Here is a 14,725-nt window from a genome sequence, read left to right on the forward strand (position 1 = left end):
ACATGGAGTGGCTGAAGGCCGTCCAGCGGCTGCGCGAGCAGCGGGTTCCCGGCGTACTCGTGACCCTGACGTCCGTACGCGGCCACTCGCCGCGCGAGGCCGGGGCGAAGATGGTCGTCTCGGCCGAGCACACCTGGGCCACCGTCGGTGGCGGCAACCTGGAGGCGGTCGCGATCGAGCGCGCCCGCGCGATGCTGACCGAGGGCCTCGCGGTGCCGGAGAGTCTGAAGGTGTCGCTCTCCGACAAGGCGCCCTACCAGCACGGCGTGCAGTGCTGTGGCGGTGAGGTCGAGCTGCTGCTCGAGCCGCTGCCCGTCGTCCCGTCCGTGGCCATCTTCGGGATGGGCCACGTCGGGCTCGAGCTGGCGCGCATCCTCGCCCGCCACGATCTCGAGCTGCACCTGGTCGACTCCCGCGCCGCCCAGCTCGAGCCGGAGCAGCTGCGGGGGTTGGACGACGCCGTCGCCGGCATCCACGTCCACCAGGTGCCGGTGCTGCCGGAGCTCGTCATCGGCGAGCTGCCCGAGGGCACCCACGTCCTGGTCATGACCCACGACCACGCCGAGGACGCCGCGCTGTGCGACGCCGCTCTGCGTGCCGGGCATCTCGGATCGATCGGGCTGATCGGCTCGAGCGCCAAGTGGAGCCGGTTCCGGGCGAAGCTCGCCGACGAGGGCCACACGCCCGAGGCGATCGCCCGCATCACCACGCCCATCGGGCTCCCAGATCTCGGCGGCAAGGAGCCGGCCACGATCGCGGTCAGCGTCGCGGCCCGGCTGCTTCAACTCTTCGCGGGCGACCCCGCGCAGACCGAACAACAAGCAAGGTGACATCCCGCATGACGCTCTACCGAGGAACCTTCCTCGACACTCCCGACGACCCCTTCACCGGCGGCCGGCTCCGCACCGAGCAGGACGGCGCGCTGCTGGTACGCGACGGCGTGGTCCGCGCCCGCGGGTCCTTCGCCGACCTTCGCGGCCAGCACCCCCAGGAGGAGGTCGTCGACCTCTCCGGCGGCTTCGTGCTGCCCGGATTCGTCGACACCCACGTGCACTTCCCGCAGGTACGCGTCATCGGCGGCCTCGGCATGCCGCTGCTCGACTGGCTCGACCAGACCGCGCTCCCCGAGGAGGCGCGCCTGGCCGACCCGACCTACGCCGCGGGCGTGGCCACCGATTTCGTACGCGGCCTCGTCGGCGCCGGCACCACCACGGCACTCGTCTTCGGCAGCCACTTCGCGCCCGCGGTCGACACGGTCTTTGCCGAGGCCGCCCGCGTCGGGCTGCGGATCACCAGCGGCCTCGTGGTCAGCGACCGGCTCATCCGCGAGGACCTGTTCACCGACCCGGACCGGGCCCGCGAGGAGTCTCTCGCGCTCGCAGCCCGCTGGCACGGCGTCGGCCGGGCCCGCTACGCCGTGACGCCGCGGTTCTCGCTGTCGTGCTCTGATCCGCTGTTGGCGGCCTGCGCCGACGTCCTCCGTGCCGTCCCAGGGGCCATGCTGACCTCCCACGTCAACGAGAACACCCGCGAGATCGAGACCGTCGAGGCGCTCTTCGGCTGCGACTACGTGACCTCCTACGACCGGCACGGCCTGGTCGGCCCCGGCACCGTCCTCGCGCACAACGTGCACCCGACCGACCCCGAGCTCGCTCTGTTGGCCGCCCGCGGTGCCGCCGTCGCGCACTGCCCCTCCAGCAACGCCGCCCTCGGCAGCGGCCTGTTCCCGCTGGCCCGCCACCGCGCCCACGGCGTACGCGTCGCGATGGGCTCCGACGTCGGCGCCGGCACCGGGTTCTCCCTGCTCAAGGAGGGCCTGAGTGCGTACGTCGCCCAGCAGCTCCTCGGCGATGCCGGTCACCCCTTGACCCCCACCCACCTCCTCCACCTCGCCACGGTCGCCGGAGCCGAGGCCCTCGGCCTCGGGGCCTCGGTCGGCGACTTCTCCGTAGGCCGCCGCTTCGACGCCCAGTGGATCAAGCCGGCCGCGAGCACACCCCTCGACGTCGGCCTCACCCACGCCGCGGATGCCGGCGACGCCCTCGCCAAGATGTTCGCCCTCGGCACCCCCGCCGACGTACGCAGCGTCTGGATCGAGGGCGAGCTCGTCAACGCCCCCGACCCCCACCTCGTCGGTTAGCACCCCGAGGCGTCACCCCGGTCGGCCGAGGCGTCACCCCGGTCGGTCGAGTGGTCACCTCGCTGCCAACTCGGCCGACGGGAGTGACGTCTCGACACGTTCGAAAGACCGGTTCACCGATCTGGATCGTCCTGGCTGCGTACCATCTCCAGAGTGTCGGAGCTGTTCGTTGCGATCGTCTCGGCCGTCGTCGGTGCCGCCGTCGGCTCGGGTCTGACGACGCTGGCTGCCACCATCCGGTGGCGACGGGTCCAGGTCAGGGCGCATCGCGCACGTTGGCTCGAGCCCGAGGAGAGCCTCGTCAGCCCGCCGGCGAGTGGCCTCGTCCCGGTCGACTTCCCCGTTGACGGTGCGACAGCAGGCGCGAACCTCCATGTGAAGATCGTCAACCGATCGACCCGTGACGTGGAGGTCACCCATGTCTGGCTCGCGACGGATCCTGTACGTGAGCTCGATCTGTCCCGCTTCGCGCTGCCGGTGAGGATCCGACCTGACGAGACGCACGAGGTCTGGTTCCCGGTCGGCAACCTTCCAGCCGACGCTCCGCTCGAGCGGCTGGCGACGGTCCGGTTGTCGACAGGGAAGACCATCAGGTCTCGGCCCAACGACACCGTGCCGCCGTTCGGGTCGGTCGCTCGTGCGCAAGGCTGAACAGCCCGATGCCGACAACACGTAGAACACGCGTGTCCAAGGCAGCGTGAGACGTCAGCTCGCCGCCTTTCTTCCCAACGTCGAGTCGGCGCATCCTGACACGACATCATGCCGAGTCGGCTCGTTATGACGAGCCGACTCGGCATGATTTGGGGTGAGGACGAGCCGACTCGACAGGCCCGACGTACGCCGTTCCTCAGCCGGTCAGGTCCGGTCGATGTCATCGTCGAGCCGGTCCCCGAAGCCCTCGCGAGAGTCCTGGGAGGCGGCGAAGACCGAGGCGCCCGAGCGGTTGCCGACGGTGATCTCGTTGAACAGCAGGTTGAGCACGACGGCGACCAGGGCGGTGGCGCTGATGCCGGAGTGCATGATGACCCCGAGCCACTCCGGGAAGGCGTCCCAGAAGGTCGGTGCGGCGATCGGCAGGATCCCGACGGCGAGAGCTACGGAGACGATCACCATGTTGAGGTTGTCCTCGTAGTCGACGCGGGACAGCGTGCGGATCCCGGAGGCCGCGACGGAGCCGAAGAGCACGATGCCGGCGCCGCCGAGCACGGGGTACGGGATCGCCGCCACCACCGCACCGACCACCGGCAGCAGACCGAGGAGCAGCAGGACGAGACCGCCGGTGGCAACGACGTACCGACTCCTGATGCCGGTCAGGGCGACCAGGCCGACGTTCTGGGCGAAAGCGCTGCACGGGAAGGTGCCGAACAGCGGGGCGACCGTGGTGGCGGCCATGTCGGCGCGAAGACCACGAGCGACCCGTCGAGCGTCCACGTCGGTCTCCACGATCTCGCCGATCGCCAGGATGTCGGCGGTCGTCTCGGTCATGATCACCAGAATGACGATCGTCATCGAGACGATCGCGCCGACCTCGAAGGTCGGGCTGCCGAAGTGCAGCAGCGGCGGCAGCGCGACCACGTCGGCCTTACCCACGGAGGAGAAGTCCGCCTGTCCCGCGATCACCGCGATCACGGTCCCGACGACGAGCCCGATGAGGATCGAGAGCCGCGAGATCGCACCCTGGAACACCCGGCTGATCACCAGGATGATGAGCAGCGTCAGCCCGGCGTACGCGATGTTCGTCATCGAGCCGTAGTCCGGCGCGGAGGCGTCGTTGCCCATCGCCCAGCGGAACGCCACCGGCATCAGCGAGAGCCCGATGACCGTGATGATCGTGCCGGTGACGACCGCCGGGAAGAGCCTGACCAGCTGAGCGAAGAACGAGGAGAGCACCAGCCCGATCAGGCCGGCGACGATGATCGCGCCGAAGACCGGGCGCAGCCCGTCCTCGCTGGCGATGGTGACCATCGTCGACACGCTGGCGAACGAGATGCCCTGCACGATCGGCAGCCGGCTGCCGAAGGGCCCGAGGCCCAGTGTCTGGAGCAGCGTGGCGAAGCCCGAGACGAAGAGCCCCGCGGTCACCAGCAGCGCGAGGTCCGTGCCCGAGAGACCCGCGGCACCCCCGACGATGAGCGGCGGCGCGATCACGCCGCCGTACATCGTCAGGATGTGCTGCGTGCCGTAGGCGAGGAGCTGGCCCGGCGGATGCCGCTCGTCCTCAGGTCGGGTCGTGATCGGCGCGGTGGCCTGCCTCCTGCGACCTAACATGGCCGGGCCTCAGCAGAATCCGGGGATGGCGTGCCAGGCGTTGCCGGCGTCTGGCGCCTCGTCGCGTACGACCGAGGCTTCGATCAGGCCGTAGGGCCGGTCCGCGGCGAAGAAGACCTCGCCGGGGTTGTCCAGGCCGAAGGGCGAGAGATCGGAGAGGAAGTGGTGCTTGTTGGGCGCGGAGAACTTGATCTCGGCGACATCACCGTGCTGCTCGAGCACCGAGGTGCCCATCCCGTGGAGGGTCTGCTGCAGCGCGAGACTGTGGATCTCCGCGAACCGCTGCAGCAGCAGGGCCCGGATGGAGTCGTACGCCTTGTCCCAGTCGACCTCGGTGGTGGAATAGCGCCAGCGGGCGACGAGCGAGGTCGCCAGGATCCGGTCGGTGGTCTCCTGCAGGGTCGTGTACTCGTCCTTGAGGAAGCCGTGGAACTCCGAGCCGGTCGACTTGAGCACGACCAGGTCCTTGATGCCGGAGACCACGTGCGCCACTCGATCCGACCCACGGCCGTCGACGTTCACCACCGTGGTCCGTACGCCGCCACCCGAGCGGACGAAGGAGTGGTCGTGACCCGCTCCATCGACCTCGATCCGGTCCCAGGCGTACTCATCGATCTCGACCCGTGCCCCCTCGGCGGCCGGGCAGGCCTCGAGGTAGCGGTCGGCGAGAGCCAGCGCGAACTCCTCGATCGAGGCGACGCCGATCTCCTTCGCGTAGGCGAAGACGGTGTTCTTCTGGGTGTCGGTCGGCAGTACGTCCTGCTGGTCGCCAGTGGTGTGGGCGTCGTCGAAGCTGCCGCGCAGCGCGGTGGAGACGTTGAGGTCACGGATCTGGTGGCGCGGAGTGTCGCGGTAGATGCGTACGACGCGGTTCTCGGCCTTGCCGTACTGGTTGGGTCCAAGACGAATGGGCATGTCAGCTCCCTCGGTAGGTGGAGTAGGCGAACGGGCTCAGCAGAAGTGGCACGTGGTGGTGCCGCCGGTCGGTGACCGCGAAGGTGACGGAGACCTGCGGGTAGAAGCACTCCTGACCGGTCGCCGCGTAGTAGGCGGCGGTGCCGAACCGGAGCTGATAGGTGCCGGCCGGGACCTGATCGGGTCCCAGGTCGGTCACCCGGCCGTCGTCGTCGGTGACGGCGTCGGCGAGTACGACGGATGACTCGTTGGCGTCGATCCGGCTGAGCCGGACCGGGACACCGGCGGCCGGACGGCCGAGCGCGGTGTCGAGTACGTGGGTGGTGATGGCGCTGGTCATGCCGAGACCTCCGCGGCCAGGACGCGCTCGAGGCGGAGCAGCGCGATCTTGCGCAGCTCGTCGGCGACCACGGCCGCCTCCTCGTCGTGCTCGTGACCCAGCCGCTCGCGGAGGGCGCCGAGCACCTGGTCCGCCGAGAGGCCCGAGGCGCAGATCAGGAAGACCCGGCCGAAGCGCTCCTCGTAGGCCCGGTTGCCCTCGGCGAGCGCGTGGGAAGTGGCCTGGTCGGTGCCGACCGCGGCCTGCTCGCGCCGCGACCAGGCGGCCTCGGGGTGCGCGCCCTCGGCGCGCTCCCCGATCCTGGGGTGGGCGGTCAGCGCCTGGTCGACGTCGGCCGCGGTGAACCGTCGGGCCGCCTCGTCGGCGGCCCGGAAGAGGTCGGCCTCTGCGGCGTAGGGACGCCCGGCCAGGACGGCGGCGACCCAGCTCGGAGCGTCGCAGCAGGCCTGGAGCACGGGCCGTACGACGTGCGCCGGTGAGGTGTTGAAGCTCTGGAGATCCATGAACCGTTCTCTCTCGCTATGCGGAAACTAATTTCCGTACAGCAGCAACGATTGCATGTGTCGCTCATCACAGTCAACAGTTTGTTGAAAAGTAGGGACTACTCCCGCTCGCGGTTCAGGTAGTTGTAGACCGTGAACCGGGTGACGCCGAGCGCGGCCGCCACGATCTCGGCGCTCTTGCGGTAGTCGAAGGCGCCGCGCTCCTCCAGCAGCCGCACGGCGCGCTGCTTCCCCTGGCGGTCCAAGGCCGCCAGGTCGCCACCGAGGCTCTCGGCGACCTCGGCGAGCAGTGCGTCCAACCCGCTCGCCGTACGCCGCGGCGCGCTGTGTCCTTCGACCCGGACCTGGAAGGTGATCTGGTCGGCGCCGTGGTCCAGGCCGGCGGCCACGACCGAAGCCAGCGTGGCCAGCACCGCGTCCCGCTCGCCACGCACCGACGTGCCCAGCGGCCCGAAGTCACACTCCAGGCCGGCCTCGCGGGCGGCCGCGAGCGCCGCCGTGGCGTGCTCGGGAGGCTCGCCCTCGCCACGGAACGGTTCGGTGGTGAACTCGGCTTCGACGCGCATGGCGGCAGGCTACCCAGCCTGCCGCCATGCCATCGGGATGCTCAGGCGGTGATCCGCCGGCGAGCCAGCTCGGCCAGCTTGGCCTGGTCGATCCCGGCGAGCGTCTCGACCTCGTCGGCCGCGACAGCACCGCACTCCACGCCACGCAGCACGAACGCGGCGAGCGCGGCAGCGGTGGCGGGCTCGTCGAGATAGCTGGAGTCGCCGCCGTGGACGTACGCCCGCAGGCGAGCCGAGGCGACCTCGAGCCCGTCTCGGAAGAACGCGTACGTCGCGATGTAGCGGCTGGGGAGCTGGGCCGGATGCAGGTCCCAGCCCTGGTAGATCCCGCGGGCCAGCGACCGGCTCACCAGGCGCGAGTGGAGCCGCCAGGCGGCGCGTACGGCCTCGGGGTCGCCGACCGGGAGCACGTTCGTCGAGCCGTCCGAGACGAAGACACCGGTGCCGGCGGCGGCCACCTGCATCACGTCCTTGGCATGGTCGGCGACCGGGTGCTCCATGCTCTGGAAAGCGGCCGCGACCCCGAGCGAGGCGGAGTAGTCGTACGTCCCGTAGTGCAGGCCGGTGACCCGGCCGGCGCCGGCGGCGATCATCCGCGCGATCAGCGCCGTGCCGTCGGAGCCGAGGATCGCCTGCGGCGTCTCGACCTGGATCTCGAACCGAAGGCTCCCGGCCTCGATCCCGTGGGCGGCCTCGAGCGCGGACAGCGCGGTGACCATCGCGGTGACCTGCTCGACGGAGGTCACCTTGGGCAGCGTGATGACGAAGCCGTCGCCCAGGCCACCCTCCCGGACGAGCTCGCCGAGGAAGAGGTCGAGCGTACGCAGCCCGCGGTGCCGCGTCGGGGCCTCGAACGACTTGATCCGGATGCCGTGGAACGGCGTCGCGGAGCCGTCACGGACGGTGGCGGCGAGCGCCCGGGCGGCCGCCACCACAGCGGCGTCCTCGTCCTCGTCGGGCCGAGCGCCGTAGCCGTCCTCGAAGTCGATCCGCAGGTCCTCGATCGGCTCGGCGGCCAGCTTGGCCGTCACCCGGTCGTAGATCTCCTCCGCCAAGCCGGGCTCCAGCTCGAAGGAGTCTGCGACCTCTGCAGCCGAGCCAGCATGCTCAGCCAGCACCCGACCGGACTCGGCCGACCACTCCGAGACGGTCTTCTCGTCGTAGCGGTCGCCCGGGACGTAGACGGTGTGCACCGGCTGACGTACGCCACGGTCCCCCGGATAGCTGGCGGCCAGCGCCGCGTCGGCACCGGCGAGCGCGCGGTCGAGCCGCGCAGCGAGCTCCTCGAGGTGGCTCATGCACCCACCACCTGCTCGTAGGCGGGCAGAGTCAGGAAGTCGACGTAGTCGTCGGCGAGCGCGACCTCCTCGAAGATGGTGCGGGCCTGCTTCAGGTGGTGCTCGATCCCGTCGGCCGCCCCGAGCAGCTTCGTCATCTCCTCGTCCAGAACCCGGCGTACGAGCTCTGCGGTCACCTGGGTCCCGTCGTCGAGCTTCGATCCGTTGTGCACCCACTGCCAGATCTGCGAGCGGGAGATCTCGACCGTGGCGGCGTCCTCCATCAGGTTGTGGATCGCGACAGCACCGGCGCCGCGCAGCCAGGCGTCGAGGTAGACCAGCGAGACCTCGACGTTGTCGTGCAGCCCGGCGAGGGTGATCGCGCCGCCCGCAGAGGCGACGTCGAGCAGGTCCTCGGCGGCAACGGCGACGTCGTCGCGCTGCCGGTCGACCTGGTTCGGCCGGTCGCCCAGGACACCGTCGAAGATCTCGCGGCAGATCGGGACCAGGTCGGGGTGGGCCACCCAGGAGCCGTCGAAGCCGTCCCCGGCTTCACGCTCCTTGTCCTCCCGGACCTTGGCGAAGGCGGTGGCGTTGACCTCCTGGTCCCGGCGGCTCGGGATGAAGGCGGCCATGCCGCCGATCGCGTGGGCGTTGCGGCGATGGCAGGTCTTCACCAGCAGCTGGGCGTACGCACGCATGAACGGCGAGGTCATCCCCACCGTCGCCCGGTCCGGCAGCACGAACGAGGGCCCGGCGTCGCGGAAGTACTTGATCAGGCTGAACAGGTAGTCCCACCGGCCGGCGTTGAGCCCCGAGGCGTGGTCGCGCAGCTCGTAGAGGATCTCGTCCATCTCGAACGCGGCCGGAATCGTCTCGATGAGGACGGTCGCGCGCACGGTCCCGTGCGGGATCCCGAGCTCGGCCTGGGCGAAGGTGAACACGTCGTTCCACAGCCGCGCCTCGAGGTGGCTCTCCATCTTGGGGAGGTAGAAGTACGGCCCGCTGCCGCGCTCCACGAGCTCGCGGGCGTTGTGGAAGAAGTAGAGCCCGAAGTCGACCAGGGCACCGACGACCGGCTTGTCGTCGACCAGGACGTGCAGGTCGTCGAAGTGCCAGCCGCGCGGGCGCATCACGATCGTGGCCAGCCGCTGGTCCTCCTTGAGCTCGTAGAGCTTGCCCTGCGGGGACATCGCCGAGATCTGGCGCCGAATGGCGTCGTACAGGTTCACCTGGCCGCCGACCACGTTGCTCCAGTGCGGCGTGCTGGCGTCCTCCATGTCGGCCAGCCAGACCCGCGCCCCGGAGTTGAGGGCGTTGATCGTCATCTTCCGGTCCGTCGGGCCGGTGATCTCGACGCGGCGGTCCTGGAGGTCCTCGGGCACCGGCGCCACAGTCCAGTCGCCGGCGCGTACGTCGGCCGTCTCGGGCAGGAAGTCGAGCCGGCCGGTGCGGGCGACCTCCTCGCGGCGCACTCGGCGGGCGGCCAGGAGCTCGTCACGGCGGGCCCCGAACCGTCGCTGCAGCTCCGCGACGAAGTCGAGGGCCTCGGGGGTGAGGATCTCGGCTCCTCGCTCGACCTCGCCACCGGTGATCTGAATGTTCACGAGCTCCACCCTTCCAGGGCTACAGTTTCCTTTGAATGGATTTCTCTTTCCGCATTGCGGATATTAATCCGGCCAGACAAGGGACGCAACCAGCCGGATTTCCTCTACACGACGCTAGACTTCCGTCATCCGGAAGACAGTACCCATAGATCGGGGAGCTCAGGTGAGCGAGAACGAGAAGGCGCCGAAGGCCCGCACCGGGGCCGTGCAGTCGATCGAGCGTGCCTTCGCACTGCTGGAGACGATGGCCGACGCCGGCGGGACCATGGGGCTCTCCCAGCTCGCCGCCGCCTCCGGCCTGCCGCTGCCGACCATCCACCGGCTGGTGCGCACCCTCGTCGACCTGGGCTACCTCCGCCAGGAGGCCAACCGGCAGTACGTCCTCGGGCCCAAGCTGATCCGGCTCGGCGAGAGCTCCTCGCGCATGCTCAGCACCTGGGCCCGCCCGCACCTCACCCGGCTCGTGGACGAGGTCGGCGAGTCGGCCAACCTGGCGATGCTCGACGGCGACCAGATCGTCTACGTCGCCCACACCGAGTCGCGCCAGTCGATGCGCATGTTCACCGAGGTCGGCCGCCGGGTCTCCCCGCACTGCACCGCCGTCGGCAAGGCCATCCTCGCCGACATGGCTCCCGACCAGGTCCGCGACATCCTCCGGCGCACCGACATGGTCCCCTACACCTCCACCACGATCACCTCGCGCGACGACTACCTCGACCAGCTCGAGCAGGTCCGCGAGCGCCGCTACGCCATCGACGAGGGCGAGCAGGAGGCAGGCGTACGCTGCGTCGCCGTCGCCGTCCCCGACTACGCCCCGCGCCTGGCGATGTCGATCAGCGGACCGACCGGCCGGATGAGCGACGAGCTCATCGAGCGCGCCGTCCCGCTGCTCACCGAGGCCGGCAAGCAGCTCGCCGCCGACCTCGCCTGAGCTTCGTCGGCGGTCAGCCGCCGTACGGCACCGTGATGATCTCGAGGTTGTGTCCGTCGGGGCTCTCCCAGTAGACGCCGCGACCGCCGTCGTTGTGGTTGATCTGGCTCTCCCGCCGGTGGAAGGGGTCGGCCCAGTAGGTGATGCCGCGCTCCTTGATCCGCCCGAAGATCTCGTCGAACTCGGTCTCGGAGACCTTGAACGCGTAGTGCTGCGGCCGGAAGTCCTGATCCTCGACCACGTCGAGGCTGACCTGGTTGGTGAGCTCGACGACCCGGAACGGGCCGAAGACCTGGGCCTCCGGAAGCCCGAGGATCTCGGTCAGATGAGTCGCCATCGCGTCCCGGTCGGAGGCGTGGACGATCGTATGGTTCAGTTGGACGCTCATCGGATTCTCCTCTCACGTCATGATGACTCTAGGTCGCGGATACGACGCCGCCGACCGCATTTCGTGGTACGTATTGCGGTCCACGGGTCACCTCGACCCGGTAGATCTCGGGAGATCTCTATGAAGCGCACCACCGTCGGGATGAACCGTCGCGCCCTGCTCCAGGGAGCCGCCGCCATCGCGGGACTCACCGCTCTGTCCTCGTCGGCGGCCGCATCTGCGACCTCCGCCGGTCCACCGCACCAGAGCCCCATCCGCATCTACCGCGGCGGCGCCCAGCATGAGCACCTGCCCGCTCTGCACGTCCACTATCCCCACGACGCGACCGTCACGATGAAGTACGTCCGCGAGGACGCCGACGAGCCCGACGGCTGCACCGTCCGCGGCGACGAGGAGACCGTACGCGCCGAGCTCCCGCCCGGCGTCGGCTCGCTCGAGATGGCCGGCGTGACGTACGGCCTGGTGCAGTTCCACTGGCACACCCCGAGCGAGCATCGGCTCTCCGCCCGGGACTACCCGATCGAGATGCACTTCGTGCACCAGGACGCCTCCGGCCACACCCTCGTCGTCGGTGTCTGGGTCCGCCCGGGCCTCGTCAACCCGACCCTCGGCCGCCTCTACGACCACCTGGTCTCGGAGTGCTCGACCGCCGACCACGTCGGCCACATCGACGTCGGCGCCCTCCTGCCGCGCCGGCACACGTCCTACCGCTACGACGGCTCCCTCACGACCGCGCCCTACACCGAGCACGTCCAGTGGGTCATGCTCACCGACCCCATCACCGCCTCACCCCGCCAGATCGACCGGTTCCGCACCATGTTCCCGACCGGGAACCGACGCGACGTCCAGGACCTCAACGACCGCGTCGTACTGAGCGACCGCGGGCTCTTCTGAGTCTGATCAGCTGACCGGAGCGGCGAGGTTCTGGGCGAAGAAGGCGCCCAGACGCTCCACGGCTGCACCGACGTAAGGCTCCTTGTCGTAGAGATCCACATGGCTGGCGCCCTCGATCCAGAAGACTTCCTTCGGTCCCACCGCCCGCTGGAAGGCTTCGATCGTCATCCACGCCGTCTCCGCACGGGTGCCGACCACCATGAGAAGCGGTCGCTGCCCGATCAGTGGCACCTGCACGAAGGCGTCGAACGTCGCCATCTTGTCGACGCTCGTCCAGTCGAATGCCTTGGCAGCTCGCTCATGATCGAAGCGCGGCGTGCAGTAGTAGTCGAAGCCCTCGGCCGCGTGCTCGCCCCCGATCGCTCGCGCCTCGTCCGCCGTCGCCGGGAAGAGCGGCAGAACCCCCGGGTCGCCGCCGTTGGCGCGGGCCGTACGAGCAGCCGCGGATCGAATGTAATCAAGACTGGGTATTGCGTCGCCCACGGGCTCCACTAGCAAAACAGGTGCGCAATGAATTGTCGCGGGTGCGCCAGGGGAACGCTCATACAGGACGACCGCGGTCAACCGCCACGAGGACGCTCTCGGAAACATGACTACCCGCGCACGAGGCCAAACTACTCATGCCCTCTTGCCGGATCGAGTATATTGCCCAGACTCAACACGTACCGGAGGTGCAATGAAAGCGGCCGAGACCAACATTCTTCGCCTTCTCCAAGGCTCCAAGGTTTTCCTCGTTCCAAACTTTCAGCGGCGATACTCCTGGCGACGGGACGAGTGGAATCAGCTCTGGGAAGATCTACTAAGGGAGTGCCGCCGTGAGCACGATCCGGACCCACAGACCCTTGATGGTCACTTTCTCGGCAGCGTCGTACTCCACCCCGCCCCCGGGGGTGCCTCCGTCCTGATGAAGCACCTGATTGTGGATGGACAGCAGCGACTTACAACTATTCTTATTATCATTGCCGCCTTGCGAGACGTCGGGAGCCACCTCAAGGTTAATGGATGGAATCCTCGAGAGTACGACGAGAAGTACCTCATAAACAAGTACGACGACGACTACCCAGACCGGCTGGTACCAACCAAGCTAGATCGCGAATCTTACACGCGCACGGTCCGCGACAATACACCGACCGGTGGCATCGGCCAAGCCTACACGTTCTTTTCAAAAAAAATACGTGAAGTGAGCACTTCCGATGACCCCAACATCAAGGTCGACCTCCAAGATCTCGCAAGAACCCTCCTTCTTCATCTCCTGGTGGTTGAGATCAACACCACACCAGGAGACTCAGTGAATAACATATTCAATCGCCTGAATTCAAAAGGGATGCAGCTTAGCGCCGCCGACTTGGTTCGGAACGAACTTCTTCTGAATCTAACTGAGCATCAGGCCGAAACGGCATACGAAGCGTACTGGATGCCGATGGAAAACAACCTCGTCAGACCGATGCCGGGCGGAAGGCGAGACGACCGCCCATTCGTCACATTTCTTTGGGCGCGCGAGGTCGCGCATTCCCCAGATACGACCCGCCTCAACCTCTTCCTGGCATTCGAGAAGCGTTTCCGGGATGAACTCAAAGACCTGCCGCCGGAAAAACGCCAATCTCGTTCGCTCGACATATTCAAACAGATACATCACGATCAAGCATTATTCATGATCTTCCAGGATCCACTGAACCCATTCCATGACTCGTCATCAATCAGCTTACGAATGCGCGAAGCGCTCGATAGAGTTCGTCGCTGGAATTCGGATCCTTGCACGCCGCTTGCCCTGTGGATTCTCACCCAAGTCGATAACGGCAAAATTGAGGAGGAGGAAGCAATCGGGGCTATTGACATCGTTCTTGGTTATCTAGTTCGAAGGAGTCTCGCCGGGATCCCGACAAATCAACTCAATCGCCTCCTCACACCAATTCCTCATCAGCTCCAAGTGCGCCAAGGAAAGAGCCTGATTGAGCGGCTGACAGAGATCCTGAGCCTCCCCGGATATCATTGGCCAAGCGACAGCGAGGTCGTGGTGCAGGGTGTACGCACACCCCTGTTTCTGTCTGCCAATCGGCAGGTCCCATTCATTCTCAGTGAGCTTGAGGTAGCTCTCTCCTCGAAGGAGCGCGTCTCGACTGGTGACCTGAAAGTCGAACACGTCATGCCACAAAGCATGCCAGCCGATTGGACAGAGTACATCCAGGCGTCCGGCGAGGGGATCGACGAGGCGCTGGCCGCACTCCACACCTTAGGAAATCTCACGCTTACCCGAAAGGACAGAAACCCCGACCGGAGTGACTTCTTTGCGAAGAAGAGTTACCTTTCAGAGTCGTCATTACACCTCAACCTAGAGATTTCGCAGATGGAGTCGTTCCTTCCCGCTGACATCTATGAGCGATCACTCCGGCTGCTTGCCCTTTTGCTCGATCGATATCCTGGTCCGCCGCGACCAGCGGGGGCATTCGTGTCAGAGGACGAGGGTCTGTTCGAGGGGCTAGAAGGCGCTCTACAGACGATTCCGGACGCAAGTTGGACTACAGACGAAGACTTGGTCCCATTCCTCGGAACCGATCTTAATAGTCTTCGCGCTCTCGTAAATCGGCTCGGTCCGGAAGTTGCGAGGCTGGTGCGGGACCAGAACGGCATGGTTCCAGCTTGGTTCACGGATTCCCTCCGGAACGCCGTCATTGCGCAGGACAGTGATTTCGACCCCCGCCCGGATTCCCGTGTTTCGTCGACGAAACTTGCTGAACTTGTTGATGCCATTGGCCGCATAGATGGCGACTCGGATGACTAGCAGTTCAACGGACGATGCATCGCCCAGGAAACAAGGGCTCTGGCGGATAGCCACCTATGCTAGCCCGGTAAGCGGAACCCTGCTGGGTTCCGCTGGGCTCCTGCCAGACCTAATCTC

Annotated in this window: 15 protein-coding genes; 6 read left to right on the forward strand and 9 right to left on the reverse strand. The window is 67.5% G+C overall.

All coding sequences use genetic code 11. The features are described 5' to 3' along the window. Positions 1-2 precede the first annotated feature (2 nt). From xdhC to ABTX24_RS00785, 3 genes are all read left to right on the forward strand, one after another. Positions 3-830: a xanthine dehydrogenase accessory protein XdhC gene (gene xdhC / locus ABTX24_RS00775; RefSeq protein ID WP_350836720.1), complete on the forward strand. Its 828-nt coding sequence runs from the start codon at positions 3-5 to the stop codon at positions 828-830. 8 nt (positions 831-838) lie between these two features. Next, the gene (locus ABTX24_RS00780) at positions 839-2,140 is read left to right on the forward strand and encodes a guanine deaminase (protein WP_350836722.1); all 1,302 of its coding nucleotides are present in this window, start codon (positions 839-841) and stop codon (positions 2,138-2,140) included. Between the two features lie 153 nt (positions 2,141-2,293). Beyond that, positions 2,294-2,791, forward strand: a complete 498-nt coding sequence (locus ABTX24_RS00785) for a hypothetical protein (protein ID WP_350836724.1) — start codon at positions 2,294-2,296, stop codon at positions 2,789-2,791. A 204-nt stretch (positions 2,792-2,995) separates the two neighbouring features. Here the strand turns inward: ABTX24_RS00785 and ABTX24_RS00790 are convergent, their stop codons facing one another. From ABTX24_RS00790 to aceB, 7 genes are all read right to left on the reverse strand, one after another. Then, positions 2,996-4,408 carry a nucleobase:cation symporter-2 family protein gene (locus ABTX24_RS00790; protein ID WP_350836726.1) on the reverse strand — a complete coding sequence of 471 codons (1,413 nt, stop codon included), beginning with the start codon at positions 4,406-4,408 and terminating at the stop codon, positions 2,996-2,998. Between the two features lie 9 nt (positions 4,409-4,417). Beyond that, the gene (gene pucL / locus ABTX24_RS00795) at positions 4,418-5,323 is read right to left on the reverse strand and encodes a factor-independent urate hydroxylase (RefSeq protein ID WP_350836727.1); all 906 of its coding nucleotides are present in this window, start codon (positions 5,321-5,323) and stop codon (positions 4,418-4,420) included. 1 nt (position 5,324) lies between these two features. Beyond that, positions 5,325-5,663, reverse strand: a complete 339-nt coding sequence (gene uraH / locus ABTX24_RS00800) for a hydroxyisourate hydrolase (RefSeq protein WP_350836729.1) — start codon at positions 5,661-5,663, stop codon at positions 5,325-5,327. Then, a complete protein-coding gene (gene uraD / locus ABTX24_RS00805; RefSeq protein WP_350836731.1) occupies positions 5,660-6,166 on the reverse strand; it encodes a 2-oxo-4-hydroxy-4-carboxy-5-ureidoimidazoline decarboxylase in 507 nt (168 codons plus the stop codon). Before uraD ends, uraH begins: the two co-directional genes overlap by 4 nt. A 98-nt stretch (positions 6,167-6,264) precedes the next feature. Beyond that, positions 6,265-6,732, reverse strand: a complete 468-nt coding sequence (locus ABTX24_RS00810) for a helix-turn-helix domain-containing protein (RefSeq protein ID WP_160025650.1) — start codon at positions 6,730-6,732, stop codon at positions 6,265-6,267. A gap of 41 nt (positions 6,733-6,773) precedes the next feature. Further along, on the reverse strand, positions 6,774-8,030 hold the full coding sequence (locus ABTX24_RS00815) for a DUF6986 family protein (RefSeq protein ID WP_350836734.1): 1,257 nt from the start codon (positions 8,028-8,030) through the stop codon (positions 6,774-6,776). Continuing rightward, positions 8,027-9,616, reverse strand: coding sequence for a malate synthase A (gene aceB, locus ABTX24_RS00820; RefSeq protein ID WP_350836736.1), 1,590 nt, complete (start codon positions 9,614-9,616; stop codon positions 8,027-8,029). Before aceB ends, ABTX24_RS00815 begins: the two co-directional genes overlap by 4 nt. A 163-nt stretch (positions 9,617-9,779) precedes the next feature. On the opposite strand from aceB, the gene ABTX24_RS00825 reads away from it, so the two are divergent. Continuing rightward, positions 9,780-10,547 carry an IclR family transcriptional regulator gene (locus tag ABTX24_RS00825; RefSeq protein WP_160025653.1) on the forward strand — a complete coding sequence of 256 codons (768 nt, stop codon included), beginning with the start codon at positions 9,780-9,782 and terminating at the stop codon, positions 10,545-10,547. Between the two features lie 13 nt (positions 10,548-10,560). Here the strand turns inward: ABTX24_RS00825 and ABTX24_RS00830 are convergent, their stop codons facing one another. After that, positions 10,561-10,935: a VOC family protein gene (locus tag ABTX24_RS00830; RefSeq protein ID WP_350836738.1), complete on the reverse strand. Its 375-nt coding sequence runs from the start codon at positions 10,933-10,935 to the stop codon at positions 10,561-10,563. 120 nt (positions 10,936-11,055) lie between these two features. Between ABTX24_RS00830 and ABTX24_RS00835 the strand changes: the two genes are divergently transcribed. Next, positions 11,056-11,829 carry a carbonic anhydrase family protein gene (locus ABTX24_RS00835; RefSeq protein WP_350836740.1) on the forward strand — a complete coding sequence of 258 codons (774 nt, stop codon included), beginning with the start codon at positions 11,056-11,058 and terminating at the stop codon, positions 11,827-11,829. A 6-nt stretch (positions 11,830-11,835) separates the two neighbouring features. Here ABTX24_RS00835 and ABTX24_RS00840 read toward each other — a convergent pair whose 3' ends face one another. Beyond that, positions 11,836-12,312, reverse strand: a complete 477-nt coding sequence (locus tag ABTX24_RS00840) for an alpha/beta hydrolase (protein ID WP_350836742.1) — start codon at positions 12,310-12,312, stop codon at positions 11,836-11,838. Positions 12,313-12,505: 193 nt separating this feature from the next. On the opposite strand from ABTX24_RS00840, the gene ABTX24_RS00845 reads away from it, so the two are divergent. Beyond that, a complete protein-coding gene (locus ABTX24_RS00845; protein ID WP_350836744.1) occupies positions 12,506-14,608 on the forward strand; it encodes a DUF262 domain-containing protein in 2,103 nt (700 codons plus the stop codon). The last annotated feature ends 117 nt before the right edge of the window (positions 14,609-14,725 follow it).

Origin of the sequence: Nocardioides sp. NPDC127514, from assembly GCF_040302125.1 — a bacterium.
In the GTDB taxonomy this organism is placed as follows: Bacteria; Actinomycetota; Actinomycetes; order Propionibacteriales; family Nocardioidaceae; genus Nocardioides.

Excerpts from the sequence above, each read along its gene's own strand:
- xdhC (WP_350836720.1), top strand. The coding sequence starts at position 3 with ATGGAGTGGCTGAAGGCCGTCCAGCGGCTGCGCGAGCAGCGGGTTCCC.
- ABTX24_RS00780 (WP_350836722.1), top strand. The coding sequence starts at position 839 with ATGACGCTCTACCGAGGAACCTTCCTCGACACTCCCGACGACCCCTTC.
- ABTX24_RS00790 (WP_350836726.1), bottom strand. The coding sequence starts at position 4,408 with ATGTTAGGTCGCAGGAGGCAGGCCACCGCGCCGATCACGACCCGACCT.
- pucL (WP_350836727.1), bottom strand. The coding sequence starts at position 5,323 with ATGCCCATTCGTCTTGGACCCAACCAGTACGGCAAGGCCGAGAACCGC.
- uraH (WP_350836729.1), bottom strand. The coding sequence starts at position 5,663 with ATGACCAGCGCCATCACCACCCACGTACTCGACACCGCGCTCGGCCGT.
- uraD (WP_350836731.1), bottom strand. The coding sequence starts at position 6,166 with ATGGATCTCCAGAGCTTCAACACCTCACCGGCGCACGTCGTACGGCCC.
- ABTX24_RS00810 (WP_160025650.1), bottom strand. The coding sequence starts at position 6,732 with ATGCGCGTCGAAGCCGAGTTCACCACCGAACCGTTCCGTGGCGAGGGC.
- ABTX24_RS00815 (WP_350836734.1), bottom strand. The coding sequence starts at position 8,030 with ATGAGCCACCTCGAGGAGCTCGCTGCGCGGCTCGACCGCGCGCTCGCC.
- ABTX24_RS00830 (WP_350836738.1), bottom strand. The coding sequence starts at position 10,935 with ATGAGCGTCCAACTGAACCATACGATCGTCCACGCCTCCGACCGGGAC.
- ABTX24_RS00835 (WP_350836740.1), top strand. The coding sequence starts at position 11,056 with ATGAAGCGCACCACCGTCGGGATGAACCGTCGCGCCCTGCTCCAGGGA.
- ABTX24_RS00845 (WP_350836744.1), top strand. The coding sequence starts at position 12,506 with ATGAAAGCGGCCGAGACCAACATTCTTCGCCTTCTCCAAGGCTCCAAG.